This window comes from Flavobacterium kochi, assembly GCF_048286715.1.
Classification (GTDB): Bacteria; Bacteroidota; Bacteroidia; order Flavobacteriales; family Flavobacteriaceae; genus Flavobacterium.
On sequence record NZ_JBLVPW010000019.1, the window covers coordinates 67,080 to 85,305 of the forward strand.

General features: G+C 35.7%; 32 protein-coding genes. All 32 read left to right on the forward strand.

Annotated features, from left to right (window positions below):
- The first annotated feature begins 5 nt into the window (after positions 1–5).
- Positions 6–2,162, forward strand: a complete 2,157-nt coding sequence (gene fusA, locus ACNQGH_RS16500; RefSeq protein ID WP_417957127.1) for an elongation factor G — start codon at positions 6–8, stop codon at positions 2,160–2,162.
- 11 nt (positions 2,163–2,173) lie between these two features.
- On the forward strand, positions 2,174–2,479 hold the full coding sequence (gene rpsJ / locus ACNQGH_RS16505) for a 30S ribosomal protein S10 (protein WP_011963470.1): 306 nt from the start codon (positions 2,174–2,176) through the stop codon (positions 2,477–2,479).
- Between the two features lie 154 nt (positions 2,480–2,633).
- On the forward strand, positions 2,634–3,251 hold the full coding sequence (gene rplC, locus ACNQGH_RS16510; RefSeq protein WP_039110224.1) for a 50S ribosomal protein L3: 618 nt from the start codon (positions 2,634–2,636) through the stop codon (positions 3,249–3,251).
- Positions 3,251–3,880 (forward strand): 50S ribosomal protein L4, encoded by a 630-nt coding sequence (rplD, locus tag ACNQGH_RS16515; RefSeq protein ID WP_073018943.1) that lies wholly within the window; start codon positions 3,251–3,253, stop codon positions 3,878–3,880. The genes rplC and rplD overlap by 1 nt, the downstream gene beginning before the upstream one ends.
- Before the next feature lie 6 nt (positions 3,881–3,886).
- Positions 3,887–4,177 carry a 50S ribosomal protein L23 gene (gene rplW, locus ACNQGH_RS16520; RefSeq protein ID WP_104000023.1) on the forward strand — a complete coding sequence of 97 codons (291 nt, stop codon included), beginning with the start codon at positions 3,887–3,889 and terminating at the stop codon, positions 4,175–4,177.
- A 6-nt stretch (positions 4,178–4,183) separates the two neighbouring features.
- A complete protein-coding gene (gene rplB / locus ACNQGH_RS16525; protein WP_417957128.1) occupies positions 4,184–5,008 on the forward strand; it encodes a 50S ribosomal protein L2 in 825 nt (274 codons plus the stop codon).
- Between the two features lie 6 nt (positions 5,009–5,014).
- Positions 5,015–5,293 carry a 30S ribosomal protein S19 gene (rpsS, locus tag ACNQGH_RS16530; RefSeq protein WP_007136562.1) on the forward strand — a complete coding sequence of 93 codons (279 nt, stop codon included), beginning with the start codon at positions 5,015–5,017 and terminating at the stop codon, positions 5,291–5,293.
- A gap of 6 nt (positions 5,294–5,299) precedes the next feature.
- Positions 5,300–5,713, forward strand: coding sequence for a 50S ribosomal protein L22 (gene rplV, locus ACNQGH_RS16535; protein ID WP_035668120.1), 414 nt, complete (start codon positions 5,300–5,302; stop codon positions 5,711–5,713).
- Positions 5,714–5,718: 5 nt separating this feature from the next.
- On the forward strand, positions 5,719–6,480 hold the full coding sequence (gene rpsC / locus ACNQGH_RS16540) for a 30S ribosomal protein S3 (RefSeq protein WP_416836432.1): 762 nt from the start codon (positions 5,719–5,721) through the stop codon (positions 6,478–6,480).
- A gap of 19 nt (positions 6,481–6,499) precedes the next feature.
- Positions 6,500–6,925: a 50S ribosomal protein L16 gene (rplP, locus tag ACNQGH_RS16545; protein WP_007803637.1), complete on the forward strand. Its 426-nt coding sequence runs from the start codon at positions 6,500–6,502 to the stop codon at positions 6,923–6,925.
- A 13-nt stretch (positions 6,926–6,938) separates the two neighbouring features.
- A complete protein-coding gene (gene rpmC / locus ACNQGH_RS16550) occupies positions 6,939–7,130 on the forward strand; it encodes a 50S ribosomal protein L29 (RefSeq protein WP_035668115.1) in 192 nt (63 codons plus the stop codon).
- 17 nt (positions 7,131–7,147) lie between these two features.
- Complete coding sequence (gene rpsQ / locus ACNQGH_RS16555; RefSeq protein ID WP_039110222.1) at positions 7,148–7,408, forward strand: 30S ribosomal protein S17; 261 nt, start codon at positions 7,148–7,150, stop codon at positions 7,406–7,408.
- A gap of 2 nt (positions 7,409–7,410) precedes the next feature.
- Complete coding sequence (gene rplN, locus ACNQGH_RS16560) at positions 7,411–7,779, forward strand: 50S ribosomal protein L14 (protein WP_026717863.1); 369 nt, start codon at positions 7,411–7,413, stop codon at positions 7,777–7,779.
- A 12-nt stretch (positions 7,780–7,791) separates the two neighbouring features.
- Positions 7,792–8,106, forward strand: a complete 315-nt coding sequence (rplX, locus tag ACNQGH_RS16565; RefSeq protein ID WP_035668111.1) for a 50S ribosomal protein L24 — start codon at positions 7,792–7,794, stop codon at positions 8,104–8,106.
- Between the two features lie 2 nt (positions 8,107–8,108).
- Positions 8,109–8,660, forward strand: a complete 552-nt coding sequence (gene rplE / locus ACNQGH_RS16570; protein WP_091173704.1) for a 50S ribosomal protein L5 — start codon at positions 8,109–8,111, stop codon at positions 8,658–8,660.
- 3 nt (positions 8,661–8,663) lie between these two features.
- Positions 8,664–8,933, forward strand: a complete 270-nt coding sequence (rpsN, locus tag ACNQGH_RS16575; protein ID WP_007136553.1) for a 30S ribosomal protein S14 — start codon at positions 8,664–8,666, stop codon at positions 8,931–8,933.
- A gap of 123 nt (positions 8,934–9,056) precedes the next feature.
- Entirely contained in the window at positions 9,057–9,455 is a 399-nt protein-coding gene (rpsH, locus tag ACNQGH_RS16580; RefSeq protein WP_039110221.1) for a 30S ribosomal protein S8, read from the forward strand.
- A gap of 18 nt (positions 9,456–9,473) precedes the next feature.
- Positions 9,474–10,016, forward strand: a complete 543-nt coding sequence (rplF, locus tag ACNQGH_RS16585) for a 50S ribosomal protein L6 (RefSeq protein WP_282711763.1) — start codon at positions 9,474–9,476, stop codon at positions 10,014–10,016.
- An 11-nt stretch (positions 10,017–10,027) separates the two neighbouring features.
- Complete coding sequence (gene rplR / locus ACNQGH_RS16590; protein WP_113636694.1) at positions 10,028–10,378, forward strand: 50S ribosomal protein L18; 351 nt, start codon at positions 10,028–10,030, stop codon at positions 10,376–10,378.
- Between the two features lie 6 nt (positions 10,379–10,384).
- A complete protein-coding gene (gene rpsE / locus ACNQGH_RS16595; protein WP_417957129.1) occupies positions 10,385–10,909 on the forward strand; it encodes a 30S ribosomal protein S5 in 525 nt (174 codons plus the stop codon).
- A 12-nt stretch (positions 10,910–10,921) separates the two neighbouring features.
- Positions 10,922–11,104, forward strand: coding sequence for a 50S ribosomal protein L30 (gene rpmD / locus ACNQGH_RS16600; protein ID WP_035668100.1), 183 nt, complete (start codon positions 10,922–10,924; stop codon positions 11,102–11,104).
- Between the two features lie 11 nt (positions 11,105–11,115).
- On the forward strand, positions 11,116–11,568 hold the full coding sequence (gene rplO / locus ACNQGH_RS16605; RefSeq protein ID WP_417957130.1) for a 50S ribosomal protein L15: 453 nt from the start codon (positions 11,116–11,118) through the stop codon (positions 11,566–11,568).
- A 13-nt stretch (positions 11,569–11,581) separates the two neighbouring features.
- Complete coding sequence (gene secY / locus ACNQGH_RS16610; protein WP_417957131.1) at positions 11,582–12,928, forward strand: preprotein translocase subunit SecY; 1,347 nt, start codon at positions 11,582–11,584, stop codon at positions 12,926–12,928.
- A gap of 3 nt (positions 12,929–12,931) precedes the next feature.
- Positions 12,932–13,147 (forward strand): translation initiation factor IF-1, encoded by a 216-nt coding sequence (infA, locus tag ACNQGH_RS16615; RefSeq protein WP_007136545.1) that lies wholly within the window; start codon positions 12,932–12,934, stop codon positions 13,145–13,147.
- Positions 13,148–13,159: 12 nt separating this feature from the next.
- Entirely contained in the window at positions 13,160–13,276 is a 117-nt protein-coding gene (gene ykgO / locus ACNQGH_RS16620; protein ID WP_008992256.1) for a type B 50S ribosomal protein L36, read from the forward strand.
- A gap of 2 nt (positions 13,277–13,278) precedes the next feature.
- Positions 13,279–13,653 carry a 30S ribosomal protein S13 gene (gene rpsM, locus ACNQGH_RS16625; RefSeq protein ID WP_155075737.1) on the forward strand — a complete coding sequence of 125 codons (375 nt, stop codon included), beginning with the start codon at positions 13,279–13,281 and terminating at the stop codon, positions 13,651–13,653.
- A gap of 8 nt (positions 13,654–13,661) precedes the next feature.
- On the forward strand, positions 13,662–14,045 hold the full coding sequence (gene rpsK, locus ACNQGH_RS16630) for a 30S ribosomal protein S11 (RefSeq protein WP_024981527.1): 384 nt from the start codon (positions 13,662–13,664) through the stop codon (positions 14,043–14,045).
- 92 nt (positions 14,046–14,137) lie between these two features.
- The gene (gene rpsD, locus ACNQGH_RS16635) at positions 14,138–14,743 is read left to right on the forward strand and encodes a 30S ribosomal protein S4 (RefSeq protein WP_417957132.1); all 606 of its coding nucleotides are present in this window, start codon (positions 14,138–14,140) and stop codon (positions 14,741–14,743) included.
- Between the two features lie 21 nt (positions 14,744–14,764).
- Entirely contained in the window at positions 14,765–15,757 is a 993-nt protein-coding gene (locus tag ACNQGH_RS16640) for a DNA-directed RNA polymerase subunit alpha (protein WP_039110214.1), read from the forward strand.
- Positions 15,758–15,793: 36 nt separating this feature from the next.
- Entirely contained in the window at positions 15,794–16,285 is a 492-nt protein-coding gene (rplQ, locus tag ACNQGH_RS16645; RefSeq protein WP_417957133.1) for a 50S ribosomal protein L17, read from the forward strand.
- A 326-nt stretch (positions 16,286–16,611) separates the two neighbouring features.
- On the forward strand, positions 16,612–17,712 hold the full coding sequence (gene carA, locus ACNQGH_RS16650; RefSeq protein ID WP_417957134.1) for a glutamine-hydrolyzing carbamoyl-phosphate synthase small subunit: 1,101 nt from the start codon (positions 16,612–16,614) through the stop codon (positions 17,710–17,712).
- Positions 17,713–17,941: 229 nt separating this feature from the next.
- Positions 17,942–18,226 (forward strand): hypothetical protein (locus ACNQGH_RS16655; RefSeq protein ID WP_417957135.1); only part of this gene is annotated, 285 nt, incomplete at its 3' end.

Below are 18,226 nucleotides of genomic sequence, written 5' to 3' on the forward strand. Positions count from 1 at the left end.
AAGAAATGGCTAGAGATTTAAAATATACAAGAAATATAGGAATTGCTGCTCACATTGATGCTGGTAAAACAACAACAACAGAGCGTATATTATTCTATACTGGAAAGTCACATAAGATAGGTGAAGTACACGATGGTGCTGCAACTATGGACTGGATGGCACAAGAGCAGGAAAGAGGTATTACAATTACGTCTGCTGCTACAACTTGTGAATGGAATTTCCCAACGGAACAAGGTAAGGTTTTGGCAGAAACATTGCCATACCACTTTAATATTATCGATACCCCGGGACACGTTGATTTTACTGTTGAAGTAAATCGTTCTTTACGTGTACTTGATGGGTTGGTTTTCTTGTTTAGTGCTGTTGATGGTGTAGAGCCACAATCAGAAACGAACTGGAGACTTGCAGATCAATACAGAGTGCCACGTATCGGATTCGTAAACAAAATGGACCGTCAGGGTTCTAACTTTTTGATGGTTTGTCAACAAGTTAGAGACATGTTGAAATCTAATGCAGTTGCTATTACTTTGCCAATTGGTGAAGAAAATGACTTCAAAGGTGTGGTTGATTTAGTGAAAAATCAAGCGATCGTATGGCATGAAGAAGGATTGGGTGCTACTTATGATATTGTGCCTATTCCAGAAGACATGGTTGCGGAAGTGAAAGAATACAGATCGATTCTTATTGAAGCAGTTGCTGATTATGATGAGAATTTGTTGGAAAAATTCATGGAAGATGAAGACTCTATTACAGAGGAAGAAATCAACACTGCTTTAAGAGCTGCTACTATGGATATGGCTATCATTCCGATGATTGCCGGTTCTTCTTTCAAAAACAAAGGAGTTCAGTTCATGTTAGATGCGGTATGTAAATATTTGCCATCTCCAATGGATAAAGAAGGTATCGAAGGGATTCATCCTGATGATGCTGACTTATTAGAAGAAGATCAAACTAAAATTTTGCGTAAGCCAGATGTTAAAGAGCCATTCGCTGCTTTAGCATTTAAAATTGCTACTGACCCATTCGTAGGTCGTTTGGCTTTTTTCCGTGCTTATTCAGGACGTTTGGATGCAGGTTCTTATGTATTGAATACCCGTTCAGGAAATAAAGAAAGAATCTCTCGTATCTATCAGATGCATGCGAACAAACAAAACCCAATCGAATATATCGAGGCAGGTGATATTGGAGCAGCAGTAGGATTTAAAGATATTAAAACCGGAGATACATTGTGTGATGAAAAACACCCAATTATCTTGGAAAGTATGAAATTCCCTGCGCCAGTAATTGGTATTGCTATTGAGCCTAAAACTAAAGCTGACGTTGATAAGATGGGTATGGCTTTGGCTAAATTAGCGGAAGAAGATCCAACCTTTACGGTTAGAACAGATGAAGCTTCAGGTCAGACTATTATATCAGGTATGGGTGAGCTTCACTTAGATATCCTTGTTGATAGAATGAAACGTGAGTTTAAAGTTGAAGTAAACCAAGGTGAGCCTCAGGTAGAATATAAAGAAGCGTTTACTAAATCTGCTCAACATAGAGAAACATACAAGAAACAATCAGGTGGTCGTGGTAAATTCGGTGATATCGTATTTAGAATCGAGCCAGCAGATGTTGTGGACGGTAAAACTCCGGTTGGATTGCAGTTTATTAATGCGGTAAAAGGGGGTAACGTTCCTAAAGAATATATCCCTTCAGTTGAAAAAGGTTTCAGAGAAGCTATGAAAACGGGTCCTTTAGCAGGATATCAGGTAGATAGTTTGAAAGTGACTTTATTAGACGGATCTTTTCACCCTGTCGATTCAGATGCGCTTTCTTTTGAGTTAGCTGCAAGAATGGGTTACAGAGAGTCAGGTCGTGCTGCAGGTGCTGTTATTTTAGAGCCTATCATGAAAATGGAAGTGATTACTCCTGAAGAAAACATGGGGGATATCGTAGGTGATATCAACCGTCGTAGAGGACAGGTGAATGACATGGGCGATAGAAATGGTGCTAAAACTATTAAAGCAGATGTGCCATTATCAGAAATGTTTGGTTATGTTACTACTTTAAGAACTTTATCTTCAGGTCGTGCAACATCAACAATGGAATTTTCACATTACGCTGAAACTCCTTCGAATATTTCGGAAGCAGTTATCAAAAAAGCAAAAGGAAACGCTTAATCTTTAAGAAAATGAGTCAAAAAATCAGAATAAAATTAAAATCTTACGATCACATGTTGGTAGACAAGTCTGCTGAGAAGATTGTAAAAACTGTAAAAAGTACAGGTGCAGTAGTAACAGGACCAATTCCATTGCCAACTCACAAAAAACTTTTCACTGTACTACGTTCTCCACACGTTAACAAAAAAGCGAGAGAGCAATTTGAAGTAATGTCATACAAGAGATTAATTGACATTTATTCATCTTCATCTAAAACTATTGATGCTTTAATGAAACTTGAATTGCCAAGTGGAGTTGAAGTTGAAATCAAAGTTTAAGTAATTTAAGAGTAAAAAGGGACGCTGTTTTTAAGCGAAAAATATTTTTAGGATTGTGTGTAAATAAGTTATACTTTTGCACCACTTTAAAAAAATAGGATTCGGTTAAAAGCTGCGTTCTATATTTATATTTAATAATTAATAATTAATAATTATGTCTGGGTTAATTGGTAAAAAAATCGGCATGACTAGCATTTTCGACGAGAACGGGAAGAATATTCCTTGTACAGTAATCGAAGCTGGACCATGTGTTGTTACCCAAGTCAGAACCAAAGGTGTTGACGGGTACGAAGCGTTGCAACTTGGTTTCGATGACAAAAACGAGAAACATTCCACAAAAGCGGCTTTAGGTCACTTTAAAAAAGCGGGAACTGTAGCTAAGAAAAAAGTCGTTGAATTCCGAGATTTCGCAACTGAACAAAATTTAGGAGATCTTATAGATGTTTCTATTTTTCAAGAAGGAGAATTTGTAGATGTACAAGGTGTATCTAAAGGTAAAGGTTTTCAAGGGGTTGTAAAACGTCACGGTTTTGGTGGTGTTGGTCAAGCAACTCACGGTCAACACAACCGTTTAAGAGCGCCGGGTTCTGTAGGAGCTTCTTCTTATCCATCCAGAGTATTCAAAGGAATGCGTATGGCTGGAAGAATGGGAGGAGACAATGTAAAAGTTCAAAACCTTAGAGTTTTAAAAGTAGTTGCTGAAAAGAACCTACTTGTTATAAAAGGATGTGTTCCTGGATGTAACAACTCTTATGTAATCATTCAGAAGTAATGGAAGCAAAAGTATTAGATTTCAACGGAAAAGATACTGGAAGAAAAGTTCAACTTTCTGATTCAGTATTTGGTATAGAACCAAACAATCACGCAGTATACCTTGATGTAAAGCAATATCTTGCTAATCAAAGACAAGGAACGCACAAAGCTAAAGAAAGAGCTGAAGTTGCGGGAAGTACGCGTAAGATTAAAAAACAAAAAGGAACTGGTACTGCTCGTGCGGGTAGTGCAAAGAATCCATTGTTTAAAGGTGGTGGAACAGTTTTCGGACCAAGACCAAGAAGTTATTCATTCAAATTGAATAAAAGCTTGAAACGTTTGGCAAGAAAATCTGCTTTCTCAATTAAAGCAAAAGAAGCGAACATTATCGTATTGGAAGACTTTAATTTTGAAACACCAAACACTAAAAATTTCATCAACGTTTTGAAAGCTTTAGAGTTAGAAAATAAAAAATCCCTGTTTGTCTTGGGTGATACAAATAAAAATGTATATTTGTCGTCACGCAATTTAAAAGGCTCTAGCGTGGTAAGTAGCTTAGAATTAAGCACTTACGCAATATTAAACGCTAATAATTTAGTGCTTTTAGAGAGTTCTTTGGAGATAATTGAAGAAAATTTAAGTAAATAATAGGATATGAGCATCATAATTAAGCCTATAGTAACGGAAAAAGTAACCAAAGAAAGTGAAGTTTTAAACCGCTTCGGATTTGTTGTTGACAAAAAAGCAAACAAAGTACAAATTAAGAAAGCTGTTGAAGCTGCTTATGGAGTAACTGTTTTGAGTGTTAACACAATGAACGTAAGACCGGATAGAACTACTAAATACACTAAAAGTGGTTTAATCAGTGGAAAGACTAATGCAATTAAAAAAGCAATTGTTCAAGTACAAGAAGGAGAAACAATTGATTTTTACAACAATATCTAAGATAAAATGTCAGTAAGAAAATTAAAACCTATTACCCCAGGTCAGCGATTTAGAGTTGTGAATGGTTATGACGCCATTACAACTGATAAGCCGGAACGCTCTTTGATAGCGCCGATAAAAAACTCTGGTGGTAGAAATAGTCAAGGAAAGATGACCATGCGTTATACGGGTGGTGGTCACAAGCAGAGATATCGTATGATTGATTTTAAACGTACAAAGGAAGGAATTCCTGCAACGGTTAAATCAATTGAATACGATCCAAATCGTACTGCATTTATCGCTTTGTTAGCGTATGCTGATGGAGAGAAAACGTATGTTATTGCTCAAAACGGATTGAAAGTTGGTCAGAAATTAGTTTCTGGTCCTGAATCTCAACCTGAAATTGGTAATACCTTACCTTTAAGTAGAATTCCATTAGGAACTGTTATTTCTTGTATTGAATTGAGACCAGGTCAAGGAGCGGTAATCGCTCGTTCTGCTGGAACATTTGCTCAATTAATGGCAAGAGATGGAAAATATGCTACAATCAAAATGCCTTCTGGAGAAACAAGATTAATCTTGTTGACCTGTTCGGCTACAATTGGAGCGGTTTCTAATTCAGACCACCAATTAGTTGTATCTGGAAAAGCAGGTAGAACAAGATGGTTAGGAAGAAGACCTAGAACAAGACCTGTTGCAATGAACCCTGTCGATCACCCAATGGGTGGTGGTGAAGGACGTTCTTCTGGTGGACATCCACGTTCAAGAAATGGAATACCAGCTAAAGGTTATAGAACTCGTTCTAAGAAAAACCCGAGTAACAAGTATATCGTAGAACGTAGAAAGAAATAATAAGATATGGCACGTTCATTAAAAAAAGGACCTTTCGTTCATTATAAGTTAGACAAGAAAGTTCAGGAAAACATTGCAGGTGGAAATAAAGGAGTGGTTAAGACATGGTCTAGAGCTTCTATGATTACTCCGGACTTTGTTGGACAAACTATCGCAGTTCATAACGGTCGTCAATTTGTACCAGTTTACGTAACAGAAAACATGGTAGGTCACAAATTAGGAGAATTTTCACCAACGAGATCTTTTAGAGGTCATGCTGGAGCAAAAAATAAAGGTAAAAAATAAGAAGCAATGGGAGTTCGTAAAAGAGAAACAGCAGATGCAAGAAAAGAGGCTAACAAGTCATTGGCTTTTGCAAAGTTAAATAACTGCCCTACTTCACCTAGAAAAATGCGCTTAGTAGCAGATCTAGTAAGAGGTCAGAAGGTAGAAAGAGCACTTAACATCTTAAGATTCAGTTCTAAAGAAGCTTCAAGAAAATTAGAAAAATTGGTTTTATCAGTAATTGCCAACTGGCAAGCTAAAAACCCTGAAGCTAATATGGAAGAAGCTGGTTTATTTGTTAAGGAAATCCGAGTTGATGGTGGAATGATGTTGAAAAGACTTCGTCCAGCTCCACAAGGAAGAGCACACAGAATTAGAAAACGTTCTAACCACGTAACAATCGTGCTTGGAGCTATCAATAACACACAAAGCAATTCTTAAGCAGCATGGGACAAAAGACAAATCCAATTGGAAATAGACTTGGTATCATCAGAGGATGGGACTCAAACTGGTATGGTGGAAATGATTACGGTGATAAACTTGCCGAAGATCACAAAATCAGAAAGTATATCCATGCTCGTTTATCAAAAGCTAGTGTATCGAAAGTAATCATCGAGAGAACTTTAAAACTTGTAACCGTTACTATCACTACTGCCAGACCTGGTATCATTATCGGAAAAGGTGGACAAGAGGTAGACAAGTTAAAAGAAGAACTTAAGAAAATTACTGACAAAGAGGTTCAAATTAACATCTTTGAAATCAAAAGACCTGAGCTTGACGCTTATCTAGTTGCAACTAGTATCTGTCGTCAGATCGAAAGCAGAATTTCTTACAGACGTGCTATTAAAATGGCAATCGCAGCCTCTATGCGTATGAACGCTGAAGGAATTAAAGTTCTGATTTCTGGTCGTTTGAATGGTGCTGAAATGGCACGTTCAGAAGGTTTCAAAGAAGGTAGAATTCCTCTATCAACTTTCAGAGCTGACATTGATTATGCTTTGGCTGAAGCTCATACTACTTATGGTAGAATGGGAATCAAAGTATGGATCATGAAAGGTGAAGTTTATGGAAAGAGAGATCTTTCCCCGCTTGCAGGAATGGATAAAAAACAATCCGGAACTGGTGGTGGTAAAGGTGGTGAATCTCCTAGAGGAGATAGAAAACCTTTTAATAAAGGTGGAAAACCAGACGCTCGTAAAAGAAAGTAAATTTTTAAACTAAAGAAAAATGTTACAGCCTAAAAGAACAAAATACCGTAAGGTACAAAAGGGTAAAATGAAAGGAAATTCTCAAAGAGGACATGAACTTTCTAATGGAATGTTTGGTATTAAATCTGTACATGAAGATGGAATGTTCTTAACTTCTCGTCAAATTGAAGCTGCGCGTATCGCTGCAACTCGTTTTATGAAGAGAGAGGGACAATTATGGATCAAAATATTTCCAGACAAACCAATTACTAAGAAACCTCTTGAGGTACGTATGGGTAAAGGTAAAGGTGCAGTTGAGTATTGGGCTGCCGTTGTTAAACCCGGAAGAATTATGTTTGAAGTTGGAGGAGTACCTTTATCAGTTGCAAAAGAGGCGTTACGTCTTGCAGCTCAAAAGCTTCCAGTAAAAACTAAATTCGTTGTTGCTAGAGATTTCGAAGCATAATTAATTAGATATTATGAAACAATCAGAAATAAAAGATCTTTCTGCAGCGGAGTTGCAAGAAAAACTTAGCCAGACTAAGAAGGCATATGCCGACCTAAAAATGGCTCACGCTATTTCTCCAATTGAGAACCCACTTCAAATTAGAAGTGTAAGAAGAACAGTTGCAAGATTAGCTACAGAACTTACTAAAAGAGAGTTACAATAACTGTATTCTGCTGAAAGATGGAAGAAAAAAGAAATTTAAGAAAAGAAAGAGTTGGTGTTGTTACTTCGGACAAAATGGATAAGTCTATTGTTGTTGCAGAAGTGCGTAAAGTTAAACACCCATTATACGGTAAGTTCGTGTTGAAAACTAAAAAGTATCACGCACACGACGAAAAGAACGACTGCAACATTGGAGATACTGTAAGGATTAGCGAAACGCGTCCTATGAGTAAAACAAAATGTTGGAGGTTAGTTGAAATCCTAGAAAGAGCTAAATAATTATGGTACAACAAGAATCAAGACTAAAAGTAGCAGATAACACTGGAGCAAAGGAAGTTTTAACTATCCGTGTTTTAGGAGGTACCAAAAGAAGGTATGCCTCTGTTGGTGACAAGATTGTAGTTTCTATCAAAGATACTGCTCCTAACGGAAGCGTTAAAAAAGGAGCTGTTTCAACTGCAGTTGTTGTACGTACCAAAAAAGAAGTAAGAAGAGCCGATGGTTCATACATCAGATTCGATGACAACGCATGTGTGTTGTTGAATGCTGCTGGTGAAATGAGAGGAACTCGTGTTTTTGGTCCGGTAGCAAGAGAACTTCGTGAAAAACAATTCATGAAAATTGTATCATTAGCACCAGAAGTGCTTTAATTCGTTTTTAAGATGATAAAGCTAAAAATAAAATCAGGTGACATCGTAAGAGTAATTGCTGGAGACCATAAAGGTGCTGAAGGTAAAGTATTACGTGTGTACCGTGAGAAAAACAAAGCGATTGTTGAAGGTGTAAACATGGTTTCAAAACATACGAAACCTAGTGCAAAAAGCCCTCAAGGTGGTATCGTAAAGAAAGAAGCTTCTATACAAATATCTAATATTTCTTTAATTGATCCTAAAACTAAGGAAACAACTAGAGTTGGTATTAGAGTAGAAGGAGATAAGAAAGTAAGATTTTCAAAAAAATCTAATCAAGTACTATAGTAATGGCGTATATACCTAGACTAAAAGAAGAATATAAGAGCAGAGTAATTGCTGCTCTTAAAGAGGAATTCGGATACGTAAACGTAATGCAAGTTCCAAAATTGGAAAAAATCGTTTTAAGTAAAGGAGTTGGTGCAGCTGTATCTGATAAAAAACTAATCGACTATGCGGTTGATGAGTTAACAAAGATCACTGGACAGAAAGCAGTATCTACAATTTCAAAGAAAGACGTTGCGTCATTCAAATTGAGAAAAGGGATGCCGATTGGAGCAAAAGTTACTTTGCGTGGAGAAAGAATGTATGAGTTTTTAGATAGACTTATTACTTCAGCTTTACCACGTGTAAGAGATTTCAGTGGTATTAAAGCTACTGGATTTGACGGAAGAGGAAATTACAACCTTGGAGTTTTGGAGCAAATCATTTTCCCGGAAATTGATATTGACAAAGTAAACAAAATTTCAGGAATGGATATCTCTTTTGTAACTAGTGCAAAAACAGATAAAGAAGCAAAGTCTCTATTGACAGAATTAGGATTACCTTTTAAAAAGAATTAAGACATGGCTAAAGAATCAATGAAAGCCCGCGAGGTTAAGAGAGAAAAAACAGTAGCTAAGTATGCTGAGAAAAGAAAAGCTTTGTTAGAAGCTGGAGATTTCGTAGGTTTGCAAAAGTTACCAAAAAATGCTTCACCAGTTCGTTTGCACAATCGTTGTAAATTAACAGGTAGACCAAGAGGGTATATGCGTCAATTCGGTCTTTCACGTGTTACATTTCGTGAAATGGCAAATAATGGATTGATACCTGGTGTTAAAAAGGCATCTTGGTAAGACGTAATTTATTGCGTCCTGATACAGACTGAACGTAAGTTTTGTCTGTATCATAAACATTTATAAATTGGTTTCAGGTTCGGCAAATCGTTTGCTGAAAACCAAAACCGCAAATTAATACACATGTATACAGATCCTATTGCAGATTATTTGACGAGAGTTCGTAACGCTGTGGCTGCAAACCACAAAGTTGTCGAAATTCCTGCATCTAATCTAAAAAAAGAAATAACTAAGATCTTATTTGATCAAGGTTATATCTTGAGTTACAAATTTGAAGACAACGCTGTTCAGGGTTCAATCAAAATTGCTTTGAAGTATGATAAAGATACTAAAGAGTCAGTAATTAAAGATATCCAGAGAATTAGTAAACCAGGTTTACGTAAGTATTCAGGTTCTTCATCTATTCCAAGAATCCTTAACGGATTAGGAATTGCTATTGTTTCTACATCAAAAGGTTTGATGACAGGAAAGAAAGCCAGACAGTTAAATGTTGGTGGTGAAGTAATTTGTTACGTTTACTAATCATTAAAATAGTAGAAGATGTCAAGAATAGGTAAAAATCCGGTTGTAATCCCTGCTGGTGTAACTGTTGAAGTTGCAAATGGTATTATTACAGTAAAAGGAAAAAATGGTCAACTTACACAGGAGTTTTCGGACGTTACTGTAACAGTTGAAGACGGTCAGGTTCAAGTGGATAGATCGTCTGATCACAAAGACCAAAGAGCAAAACATGGTTTATATAGATCTTTAATCAATAACATGATTATTGGTGTAAATGAAGGTTTTACAAAATCTTTAGAATTGGTAGGAGTTGGTTATAGAGCTTCTAATCAAGGACAAAAGTTAGATTTAGCTCTTGGATATTCTCACAATATTGTTTTAGAAGTTGCTCCAGAAGTAACTTTGGAAACTATATCTGAAAAAGGTAAAAACCCAATTGTTAAATTAACATCATTTGACAAACAACTTTTAGGTCAGGTAGCTGCGAAAATCAGAGGTTTCCGTAAGCCAGAGCCGTATAAAGGAAAAGGTGTTAAATTTGTAGGTGAAGTATTAAGAAGAAAAGCAGGTAAATCAGCTTAAAAAATAAGATTATGTCATTAACAAAACCTGAAAGAAGACAAAGAATTAGATTCAGAATTAGAAAAACAATTAGTGGTACTGCTACTAATCCAAGACTATCTGTGTTTAGAAGTAACAAAGAAATTTACGCTCAACTTATTGATGATGTAAACGGAGTTACTATATTGGCGGCTTCTTCAAGAGAAAAAGAAATAGGTAACGGTACGAACATTGAAGTGGCTACAGCAGTTGGAAAACTGGTTGCTGAAAAAGCTTTAAAAGCTGGGATAGACGTAGTAACTTTCGATAGAGGAGGTTATTTATATCACGGTCGTATTAAATCATTAGCGGAAGGCGCAAGAGCGGCTGGACTTAAATTCTAATATAGTATGTCTAATAAATACAAGAATGTAGAGTTAGTAAAACCAAGTGGTCTTGAATTAAAAGACCGTTTGGTAAGTGTAAATCGTGTTACTAAGGTTACAAAGGGTGGTAGAGCTTTTGGTTTTTCTGCTATTGTAGTTGTAGGTGATGAAAATGGAGTGGTTGGACACGGATTAGGAAAATCTAAAGATGTTTCTGAAGCAATTGCGAAAGCAGTGGAAGATGCTAAGAAAAATTTAGTGAAAATTCCTTTGAACGGAAAATCAGTTCCTCACGAACAAAAAGGTAAATTTGGTGGTGCACGTGTATTCTTAATTCCTGCCTCTCATGGTACAGGAGTTATTGCTGGTGGAGCTGTTCGTTCAGTTCTTGAATCAGTAGGGATTCATGATGTATTATCTAAATCACAAGGATCATCAAATCCTCACAACGTAGTTAAGGCAACTTTTGATGCTTTATTGCAAATGAGAAGTGCTTATACTGTTGCAAAACAAAGAGGCGTTTCTTTAGAAAAAGTTTTTAAAGGTTAATTCAAGGAAATTATGGCTAAATTATTAGTAAAACAAGTTAGAAGCAAAATCAACTGTCCTCTTACTCAAAAGAGAGGATTAGAAGCTTTAGGTCTACGTAAAATGGGACAAGTTGTAGAGCATGATTCAAACCCTACAATCCTTGGGATGATAAATAAAGTTAAACACTTAGTTTCTGTTGAAGAAACTAAATAACAAATACTGTTATGAATTTAAGTAACTTACAACCTGCTGAAGGTGCTACACACAATCAAAATAAAAGATTAGGTAGAGGAGAAGGTTCCGGAAAAGGTGGTACTTCTGCAAGAGGTCACAAAGGAGCAAAATCTCGTTCTGGTTATTCTAAAAAGATTGGTTTTGAAGGTGGTCAAATGCCACTTCAAAGACGTGTGCCTAAGTTTGGTTTCACAAACATCAATCGTAAAGAATACGAAGGTGTTAATCTTGATACACTTCAATTATTGGTAGATAATGGTGTGATAACAGATGCTGTTGATATGACAGTTTATGTTGCAAATCGTTTGGCTACTAAAAATGAAATCGTTAAGATTTTAGGAAGAGGAGAATTGACAGCGAAATTAAAAGTAACCGCTCACAAATTTACCGCTACTGCAAAAGCTGCTATTGAAGCTGCTGGTGGAGAAGCTGTAACAATATAATTTTTCTATTAAGATGAAGAAATTTATTGAATCATTAAGTAATGTTTGGAAAATTGAGGAACTGAAAAATAGAATCCTGATCACATTAGGACTTCTTTTAGTTTATCGTTTTGGAGCACACGTTACACTTCCTGGAATTGATGCAACTCAATTAAACAGCTTAGCGGGCCAAACCAAAAATGGTATTGGATCGATCCTAGACATGTTTACAGGAGGTGCTTTCTCTAAAGCTTCGGTTTTTGCTTTAGGTATAATGCCATATATTTCTGCATCTATTGTTGTTCAGTTAATGGGAATTGCGATTCCGTATTTGCAAAAGCTTCAAAGTGACGGTGAAAGTGGTAGAAAAAAGATTAATCAAATTACCCGTTGGTTGACAATAGGTATTACTTTGGTGCAAGGTCCAACGTACATTTACAATTTGTACAGAACATTGCCTAGTAGTGCTTTTTTGTTAGGATTTAATTCATTTGAATTCTTATTTTCTTCAGTAATTATTTTAGTTACAGGGACGATTTTCGCCATGTGGTTAGGAGAGAAGATTACTGACAAAGGTATTGGTAACGGTATATCATTGTTAATTATGGTTGGTATTTTGGCTAGATTCCCACAGGCTTTTATCCAGGAATTTACCACCAGAGTTACCAATAATAACGGTGGACCAATGTTATTGGTTATTGAAATTATCATTTGGTTATTGGTTATTATTGCCTGTGTATTACTTGTTATGGCAGTTCGAAAAATACCGGTTCAGTACGCTCGTCGTACTTCTTCAGGAGATTACGAACAAGACTTAATGGGTGGCAACAGACAATGGATTCCTTTGAAGCTTAATGCTTCCGGAGTGATGCCTATTATCTTTGCTCAGGCAATTATGTTTATTCCTGCTGCTGTAGCAGGTTTATCAAAATCAGATACATCACAATCAATTGTGGGCGCTTTTAGTAATATGTTCGGGTTCTGGTATAATTTGGTTTTTGCAACGTTAATTGTTGTATTTACTTTCTTCTATACTGCAATCACAGTGCCTACTAATAAGATGTCTGATGATTTAAAGAGAAGTGGTGGTTTTATTCCAGGTGTAAGACCGGGAGTGGAGACTTCTGATTTTCTTGACAAAGTGATGTCTTTAATAACTTTTCCAGGATCTTTATTTCTTGCCTTAATCGCTGTGTTCCCAGCAATTGTTGTGAGTCTTATGGATGTTCAGCAATCTTGGGCAATGTTTTTTGGAGGTACTTCATTAATAATTATGGTTGGTGTTGCCATAGATACAATTCAACAAATCAATTCGTACTTGTTAAACAAACATTATGACGGTTTAATGAAGAGTGGTAAAAATAGAAAAGCAGTAGCTTAACTTATGGCAAAACAATCAGCAATAGAACAAGACGGTTCCATCATTGAAGCATTATCAAATGCGATGTTCCGTGTAGAGTTAGAGAATGGACATATTGTAATCGCCCACATATCTGGAAAAATGCGCATGCATTACATCAAATTATTACCTGGTGATAAAGTGAAACTAGAAATGAGCCCTTACGATTTGTCAAAAGCAAGAATTACTTATAGATATTAAAGGATATTCAAAATGAAAGTTAGAGCTTCAGTAAAAAAGAGAAGTCCCGAGTGCAAAATTGTGCGAAGAAAAGGGAGATTGTACGTAATAAACAAAAAGAATCCTAGATTTAAACAAAGACAAGGATAATTATGGCAAGAATAGCAGGGGTAGATATCCCAAAAAATAAGAGAGGTGTTATAGCACTTACCTATATCTTCGGATTAGGAAGAAGTAGAGCTATTGAGATTTTAGAAAAAGCTCAAGTTAGCCAAGATAAAAAAGTTCAAGACTGGAATGATGATGAGATCGGAGCAATTCGTGAAGCAGTATCAGCTTTCAAAATTGAAGGAGAATTACGTTCTGAAGTTTCTTTGAACATCAAACGTTTAATGGATATAGGATGTTATAGAGGTATCCGTCATAGATCAGGTCTTCCATTAAGAGGACAAAGAACTAAAAACAACTCTAGAACAAGAAAAGGTAAGAGAAAAACTGTTGCCAACAAGAAAAAAGCAACTAAATAATAAGTAATATGGCTAAAGCAACTGCAAAAAAACGTAAAGTTATCGTTGAATCAACGGGAGAAGCTCATATTTCTGCTACTTTTAACAATATCATCATTTCTTTGACAAACAAAAAAGGTGAAGTTATTTCTTGGTCTTCAGCTGGTAAAATGGGTTTTAGAGGTTCTAAAAAGAACACTCCATACGCAGCCCAAATGGCAGCAGAAGATTGTAGTAAAGTAGCTCTTGAAGCTGGACTTAAAAAAGTAAAGGTTTATGTTAAAGGACCAGGAAACGGACGTGAGTCTGCTATCCGTTCTTTGCATAACGGTGGAATTGAAGTAACAGAGATTATCGATGTAACTCCAATGCCTCACAACGGATGTCGTCCTCCTAAAAGACGTAGAGTTTAATACTCAAAATATTATATAGTATAACATAGGTAGAATATAGATTATCGGAGGATATGACCTGAATTCATAATCTCTACCTTAAATTTTTTAAAATGGCAAGATATACTGGTCCAAAAACCAAAATCGCTCGTAAATTTGGCGAAGCAATTTTCGGAGACGATAAAGCTTTCGAAAAAAGAAATTACCCACCTGGACAACACGGGATGGCTAAAAAAAGAGGAAAAAAGTCTGAATATGCTGTCCAGTTGATGGAAAAGCAAAAAGCTAAATATTCTTACGGAATATTAGAAAAACAATTCAGAAACTTATTCGAAAAAGCATCAGCTACTAAAGGAGTTACTGGTGAAGTATTATTACAATTGTGTGAAGCAAGATTAGACAACGTTGTTTTTAGAATGGGTATTGCTCCTTCTAGAAGAGGTGCGCGTCAAATCGTTTCTCACAGACACGTTACCGTAAACGGTGAAGTGGTTAATATTCCTTCTTACCACCTTAAGCCTGGTGATAAAGTTGCTGTTCGTGAAAAATCTAAATCTTTAGAAGCTATCGAACGTTCTTTATCTAATTCAAGTCATGTTTATGAATGGATTACTTGGAATAATGATATCAAAGAAGGTACTTTCGTTACTGTACCTGCGAGACTTCAAATCCCAGAAAACATTAAAGAACAATTAATCGTAGAGTTGTACAACAAATAATAATTGACTTAGTCGAAATTTATGGCAATATTTAATTTTCAGAAGCCCGATAAAGTTATCATGATCGATTCAACCGATTTTGAAGGTAAATTTGAATTTAGACCTTTAGAACCTGGATACGGATTGACCGTTGGTAATGCACTTAGAAGAGTTTTGCTTTCAGCATTAGAAGGTTATGCAATTACATCTGTTCGCATTGAAGGTGTAGATCATGAGTTTTCTACTATTTCAGGAGTTGTTGAAGACGTTACCGAAATTATTCTTAATCTTAAACAAGTACGTTTCAAACGTCAAATTGAAGATATAGATAATGAATCAGTTACTATTTCTGTTTCAGGTAAAGATCAATTAACAGCTGGTGATTTTCAAAAATTTATTTCAGGTTTCCAAGTTTTGAATCCAGAACTGGTGATCTGTAATTTAGACAGTAAGATCAAACTTAATTTCGATTTAACGATCGAAAAAGGTAGAGGATATGTTCCTGCTGAAGAGAACAAAAAACAGAATGCTGCAATTGGAACTATTTTTACAGACTCCATTTTTACTCCGGTAAAAAATGTAAAATATGCGATTGAAAACTTCCGTGTAGAGCAAAAAACAGATTATGAAAAATTAGTTTTTGAAATAAAAACGGATGGTTCAATCAATCCAAAAGATGCCCTTACTGAAGCTGCAAAAGTTTTAATTCACCATTTCATGTTATTCTCTGACGAAAGAATTACTCTCGAGGCTGACGAAATTGCACAAACAGAATCGTATGATGAAGAGTCATTACATATGAGACAATTGCTTAAAACTAAGCTTGTTGATATGGATCTTTCTGTAAGAGCATTAAATTGTTTGAAAGCGGCTGAAGTTGATACACTTGGTGACTTAGTATCGTTCAATAAAAATGACCTAATGAAATTCCGTAATTTTGGTAAAAAATCTTTAACTGAACTTGATGAGCTTGTTGCAGTTAAAAATTTAAACTTCGGTATGGATTTAGCAAAATACAAACTAGATAAAGAATAATCTAATCCGCCTTGGCGGGTTACATTTCATAAAGCAATGAGACACGGAAAAAAATTCAATCACTTAAGCAGACAGACTGCACATAGAAAATCTATGTTAGCTAATATGGCTTGTTCTCTTATCGAGCACAAACGTATTAACACTACTGTTGCTAAAGCAAAAGCGCTTAAACAATTTGTTGAGCCTTTAATAACAAAATCAAAAGCTGACACAACGCACAATCGTCGTATCGTTTTTGGATACTTACGTAGCAAATATGCGGTAACTGACTTGTTCAGAGACGTAGCTGCTAAAGTAGGAGACCGTCCAGGTGGATACACTCGTATCATTAAAGTTGGAAATCGTTTAGGAGATAATGCTGATATGGCAATGATCGAATTAGTAGATTTCAATGAACTTTACAATGGTGGTAAAAAAGAAGTTAAAAAAGCAAAAAGCCGTCGTGGTGGTAAAGCTAAGAAAGCAGATGAAGCTACTGAAGAAGCTCCAGTTGCTGACTCTGAAACAACTACAGAGACTGCTGAATAATTATGAAAATAATAATTCAATAAGAATCAAGGATAAGCTAGTACTAGTTTATCCTTTTTTTTTGATTTTTTTTAAATGCAGGAATACAACAGTAGGGGTTTAAAAGAACTTTCAATTCGTTTTTCATAGGAAGTTCTTTATAAAAAGAATCGAGTGTTTGAACTGGTATTGCTGGTAATTCCGGTAGGATTGGGATCTTAAAATATAAATTTTAAAAAGATTGCATCCATTACTTTAAAGAATTAAATTTGCACCATATTTAACTACACATGAAACGCGTTTTTCGAGTTACATGAGACTATTAAAAAAATAATAGAAAGCAACGAATGAAATATACAACACGACAAAAAGCAATTCTTCTATTAAGTGACGGGACCATATTCCATGGTAAATCTATCGGAATCAGCGGGACTACTTATGGGGAAGTTTGTTTTAACACAGGAATGACCGGTTACCAAGAAATATTTACTGACCCTTCTTATTTTGGTCAATTAATGGTAGCCACCAATGCGCATATTGGGAATTATGGAGTAAACGATTCAGAAATTGAATCTGATAGTATTAAAATAGCTGGTTTGGTTTGTAAAAACTTTAGCTTCAATTATTCTCGTGAAAGAGCTTCCGGGAGTTTAGAGGAGTATTTTACAAAACAAAACCTGATCTGTATCTCTGATGTGGATACACGTGCTTTGGTAAGTTACATACGCGACAATGGTGCAATGAATGCTGTAATTTGTACAGATGATACGCCGATTGAAGAATTGAAAATTGCATTGGCAAAAGTGCCGGATATGAAAGGCTTGGAATTAGCTTCTAAAGTTTCTACCACCGAACCTTACTTTTTTGGTGATGAAAACGCAACCTATAAAATTTCCGCACTTGATCTAGGAATTAAAATGAATATCCTTCGTAATCTGGCCAAAAGAGATTGCTATATCAAAGTGTTTCCTTTTGATGCGTCTTACCAGGATTTAGCTGCATTTAATCCAGATGGGTACTTTTTATCCAATGGACCTGGTGATCCTGAGCCGCTATCCAGTGCTATTGAGTTAGCAAAAGCCATTCTTGCAAACGATAACCCTTTATTTGGAATTTGTTTGGGTCATCAAGTAATTGGTTTGGCGAACGGAATTTCAACCTATAAGATGTTTAACGGTCACAGAGGAATCAACCATCCTGTAAAAAACATCATTACCGGAAAAGGAGAAATCACTTCTCAAAATCATGGTTTTGCCGTAAACAAAGAAGAGTTGGACAATCATCCTGATTTGGAGATCACGCATCTTCACTTAAACGACGGAACAGTGGCAGGGATGCGAATGAAAAACAAAAATTGTTTCTCTGTTCAATACCATCCGGAAGCCAGCCCGGGACCACATGATTCGTCTTATTTATTCGATCAGTTTATTGAAAACATAAAAGGCTAAGATTGGATACTATTCAATTGAAGCGGATAGTTAATCATTACTAACCGAACAGAATATTTTTAAAATGAAGGGCTACTTTTAAAGTAAGCCCTTTTTTTAATGCGTTTTTGTGTATAAAGCAAATGCTTAATGGGTGAATCTGTACGACAAAGTAATACGTATAAGCAAGTTGTATGCAGTTTTCATAATCGGAAGTATTTTGGTATATTTACAAAAAAAAAATGTATGAGTGATAATAAATAAACTTAAAAACGCTCCTTTAAAAGAAGTAATCGTAGAGATTAGTTGGGAAGAGAATGTTGATGAATTTGGGAACAAATTTGATTTAGGTTTTGAATTAGCTCAAGGTAAATTTTCCGAAATTATCAAACCTTGGTTCCCTATCCATAAAAAATTATATCGAGTTACTTACATAAAAAACACTTATATTTATAGTAAATACAAGGATATGGAAAAGATATTTCAGGGTGAGAATATTTTAGAGTTTATAAAGACATTCCCAGACGATCAAAGT

What these genes read in the sequence shown, in the direction of transcription:
- fusA (WP_417957127.1), top strand. Translation starts at nt 6, where the DNA reads ATGGCTAGAGATTTAAAATATACAAGAAATATAGGAATTGCTGCTCAC.
- rpsJ (WP_011963470.1), top strand. Translation starts at nt 2,174, where the DNA reads ATGAGTCAAAAAATCAGAATAAAATTAAAATCTTACGATCACATGTTG.
- rplC (WP_039110224.1), top strand. Translation starts at nt 2,634, where the DNA reads ATGTCTGGGTTAATTGGTAAAAAAATCGGCATGACTAGCATTTTCGAC.
- rplD (WP_073018943.1), top strand. Translation starts at nt 3,251, where the DNA reads ATGGAAGCAAAAGTATTAGATTTCAACGGAAAAGATACTGGAAGAAAA.
- rplW (WP_104000023.1), top strand. Translation starts at nt 3,887, where the DNA reads ATGAGCATCATAATTAAGCCTATAGTAACGGAAAAAGTAACCAAAGAA.
- rplB (WP_417957128.1), top strand. Translation starts at nt 4,184, where the DNA reads ATGTCAGTAAGAAAATTAAAACCTATTACCCCAGGTCAGCGATTTAGA.
- rpsS (WP_007136562.1), top strand. Translation starts at nt 5,015, where the DNA reads ATGGCACGTTCATTAAAAAAAGGACCTTTCGTTCATTATAAGTTAGAC.
- rplV (WP_035668120.1), top strand. Translation starts at nt 5,300, where the DNA reads ATGGGAGTTCGTAAAAGAGAAACAGCAGATGCAAGAAAAGAGGCTAAC.
- rpsC (WP_416836432.1), top strand. Translation starts at nt 5,719, where the DNA reads ATGGGACAAAAGACAAATCCAATTGGAAATAGACTTGGTATCATCAGA.
- rplP (WP_007803637.1), top strand. Translation starts at nt 6,500, where the DNA reads ATGTTACAGCCTAAAAGAACAAAATACCGTAAGGTACAAAAGGGTAAA.
- rpmC (WP_035668115.1), top strand. Translation starts at nt 6,939, where the DNA reads ATGAAACAATCAGAAATAAAAGATCTTTCTGCAGCGGAGTTGCAAGAA.
- rpsQ (WP_039110222.1), top strand. Translation starts at nt 7,148, where the DNA reads ATGGAAGAAAAAAGAAATTTAAGAAAAGAAAGAGTTGGTGTTGTTACT.
- rplN (WP_026717863.1), top strand. Translation starts at nt 7,411, where the DNA reads ATGGTACAACAAGAATCAAGACTAAAAGTAGCAGATAACACTGGAGCA.
- rplX (WP_035668111.1), top strand. Translation starts at nt 7,792, where the DNA reads ATGATAAAGCTAAAAATAAAATCAGGTGACATCGTAAGAGTAATTGCT.
- rplE (WP_091173704.1), top strand. Translation starts at nt 8,109, where the DNA reads ATGGCGTATATACCTAGACTAAAAGAAGAATATAAGAGCAGAGTAATT.
- rpsN (WP_007136553.1), top strand. Translation starts at nt 8,664, where the DNA reads ATGGCTAAAGAATCAATGAAAGCCCGCGAGGTTAAGAGAGAAAAAACA.
- rpsH (WP_039110221.1), top strand. Translation starts at nt 9,057, where the DNA reads ATGTATACAGATCCTATTGCAGATTATTTGACGAGAGTTCGTAACGCT.
- rplF (WP_282711763.1), top strand. Translation starts at nt 9,474, where the DNA reads ATGTCAAGAATAGGTAAAAATCCGGTTGTAATCCCTGCTGGTGTAACT.
- rplR (WP_113636694.1), top strand. Translation starts at nt 10,028, where the DNA reads ATGTCATTAACAAAACCTGAAAGAAGACAAAGAATTAGATTCAGAATT.
- rpsE (WP_417957129.1), top strand. Translation starts at nt 10,385, where the DNA reads ATGTCTAATAAATACAAGAATGTAGAGTTAGTAAAACCAAGTGGTCTT.
- rpmD (WP_035668100.1), top strand. Translation starts at nt 10,922, where the DNA reads ATGGCTAAATTATTAGTAAAACAAGTTAGAAGCAAAATCAACTGTCCT.
- rplO (WP_417957130.1), top strand. Translation starts at nt 11,116, where the DNA reads ATGAATTTAAGTAACTTACAACCTGCTGAAGGTGCTACACACAATCAA.
- secY (WP_417957131.1), top strand. Translation starts at nt 11,582, where the DNA reads ATGAAGAAATTTATTGAATCATTAAGTAATGTTTGGAAAATTGAGGAA.
- infA (WP_007136545.1), top strand. Translation starts at nt 12,932, where the DNA reads ATGGCAAAACAATCAGCAATAGAACAAGACGGTTCCATCATTGAAGCA.
- ykgO (WP_008992256.1), top strand. Translation starts at nt 13,160, where the DNA reads ATGAAAGTTAGAGCTTCAGTAAAAAAGAGAAGTCCCGAGTGCAAAATT.
- rpsM (WP_155075737.1), top strand. Translation starts at nt 13,279, where the DNA reads ATGGCAAGAATAGCAGGGGTAGATATCCCAAAAAATAAGAGAGGTGTT.
- rpsK (WP_024981527.1), top strand. Translation starts at nt 13,662, where the DNA reads ATGGCTAAAGCAACTGCAAAAAAACGTAAAGTTATCGTTGAATCAACG.
- rpsD (WP_417957132.1), top strand. Translation starts at nt 14,138, where the DNA reads ATGGCAAGATATACTGGTCCAAAAACCAAAATCGCTCGTAAATTTGGC.
- ACNQGH_RS16640 (WP_039110214.1), top strand. Translation starts at nt 14,765, where the DNA reads ATGGCAATATTTAATTTTCAGAAGCCCGATAAAGTTATCATGATCGAT.
- rplQ (WP_417957133.1), top strand. Translation starts at nt 15,794, where the DNA reads ATGAGACACGGAAAAAAATTCAATCACTTAAGCAGACAGACTGCACAT.
- carA (WP_417957134.1), top strand. Translation starts at nt 16,612, where the DNA reads ATGAAATATACAACACGACAAAAAGCAATTCTTCTATTAAGTGACGGG.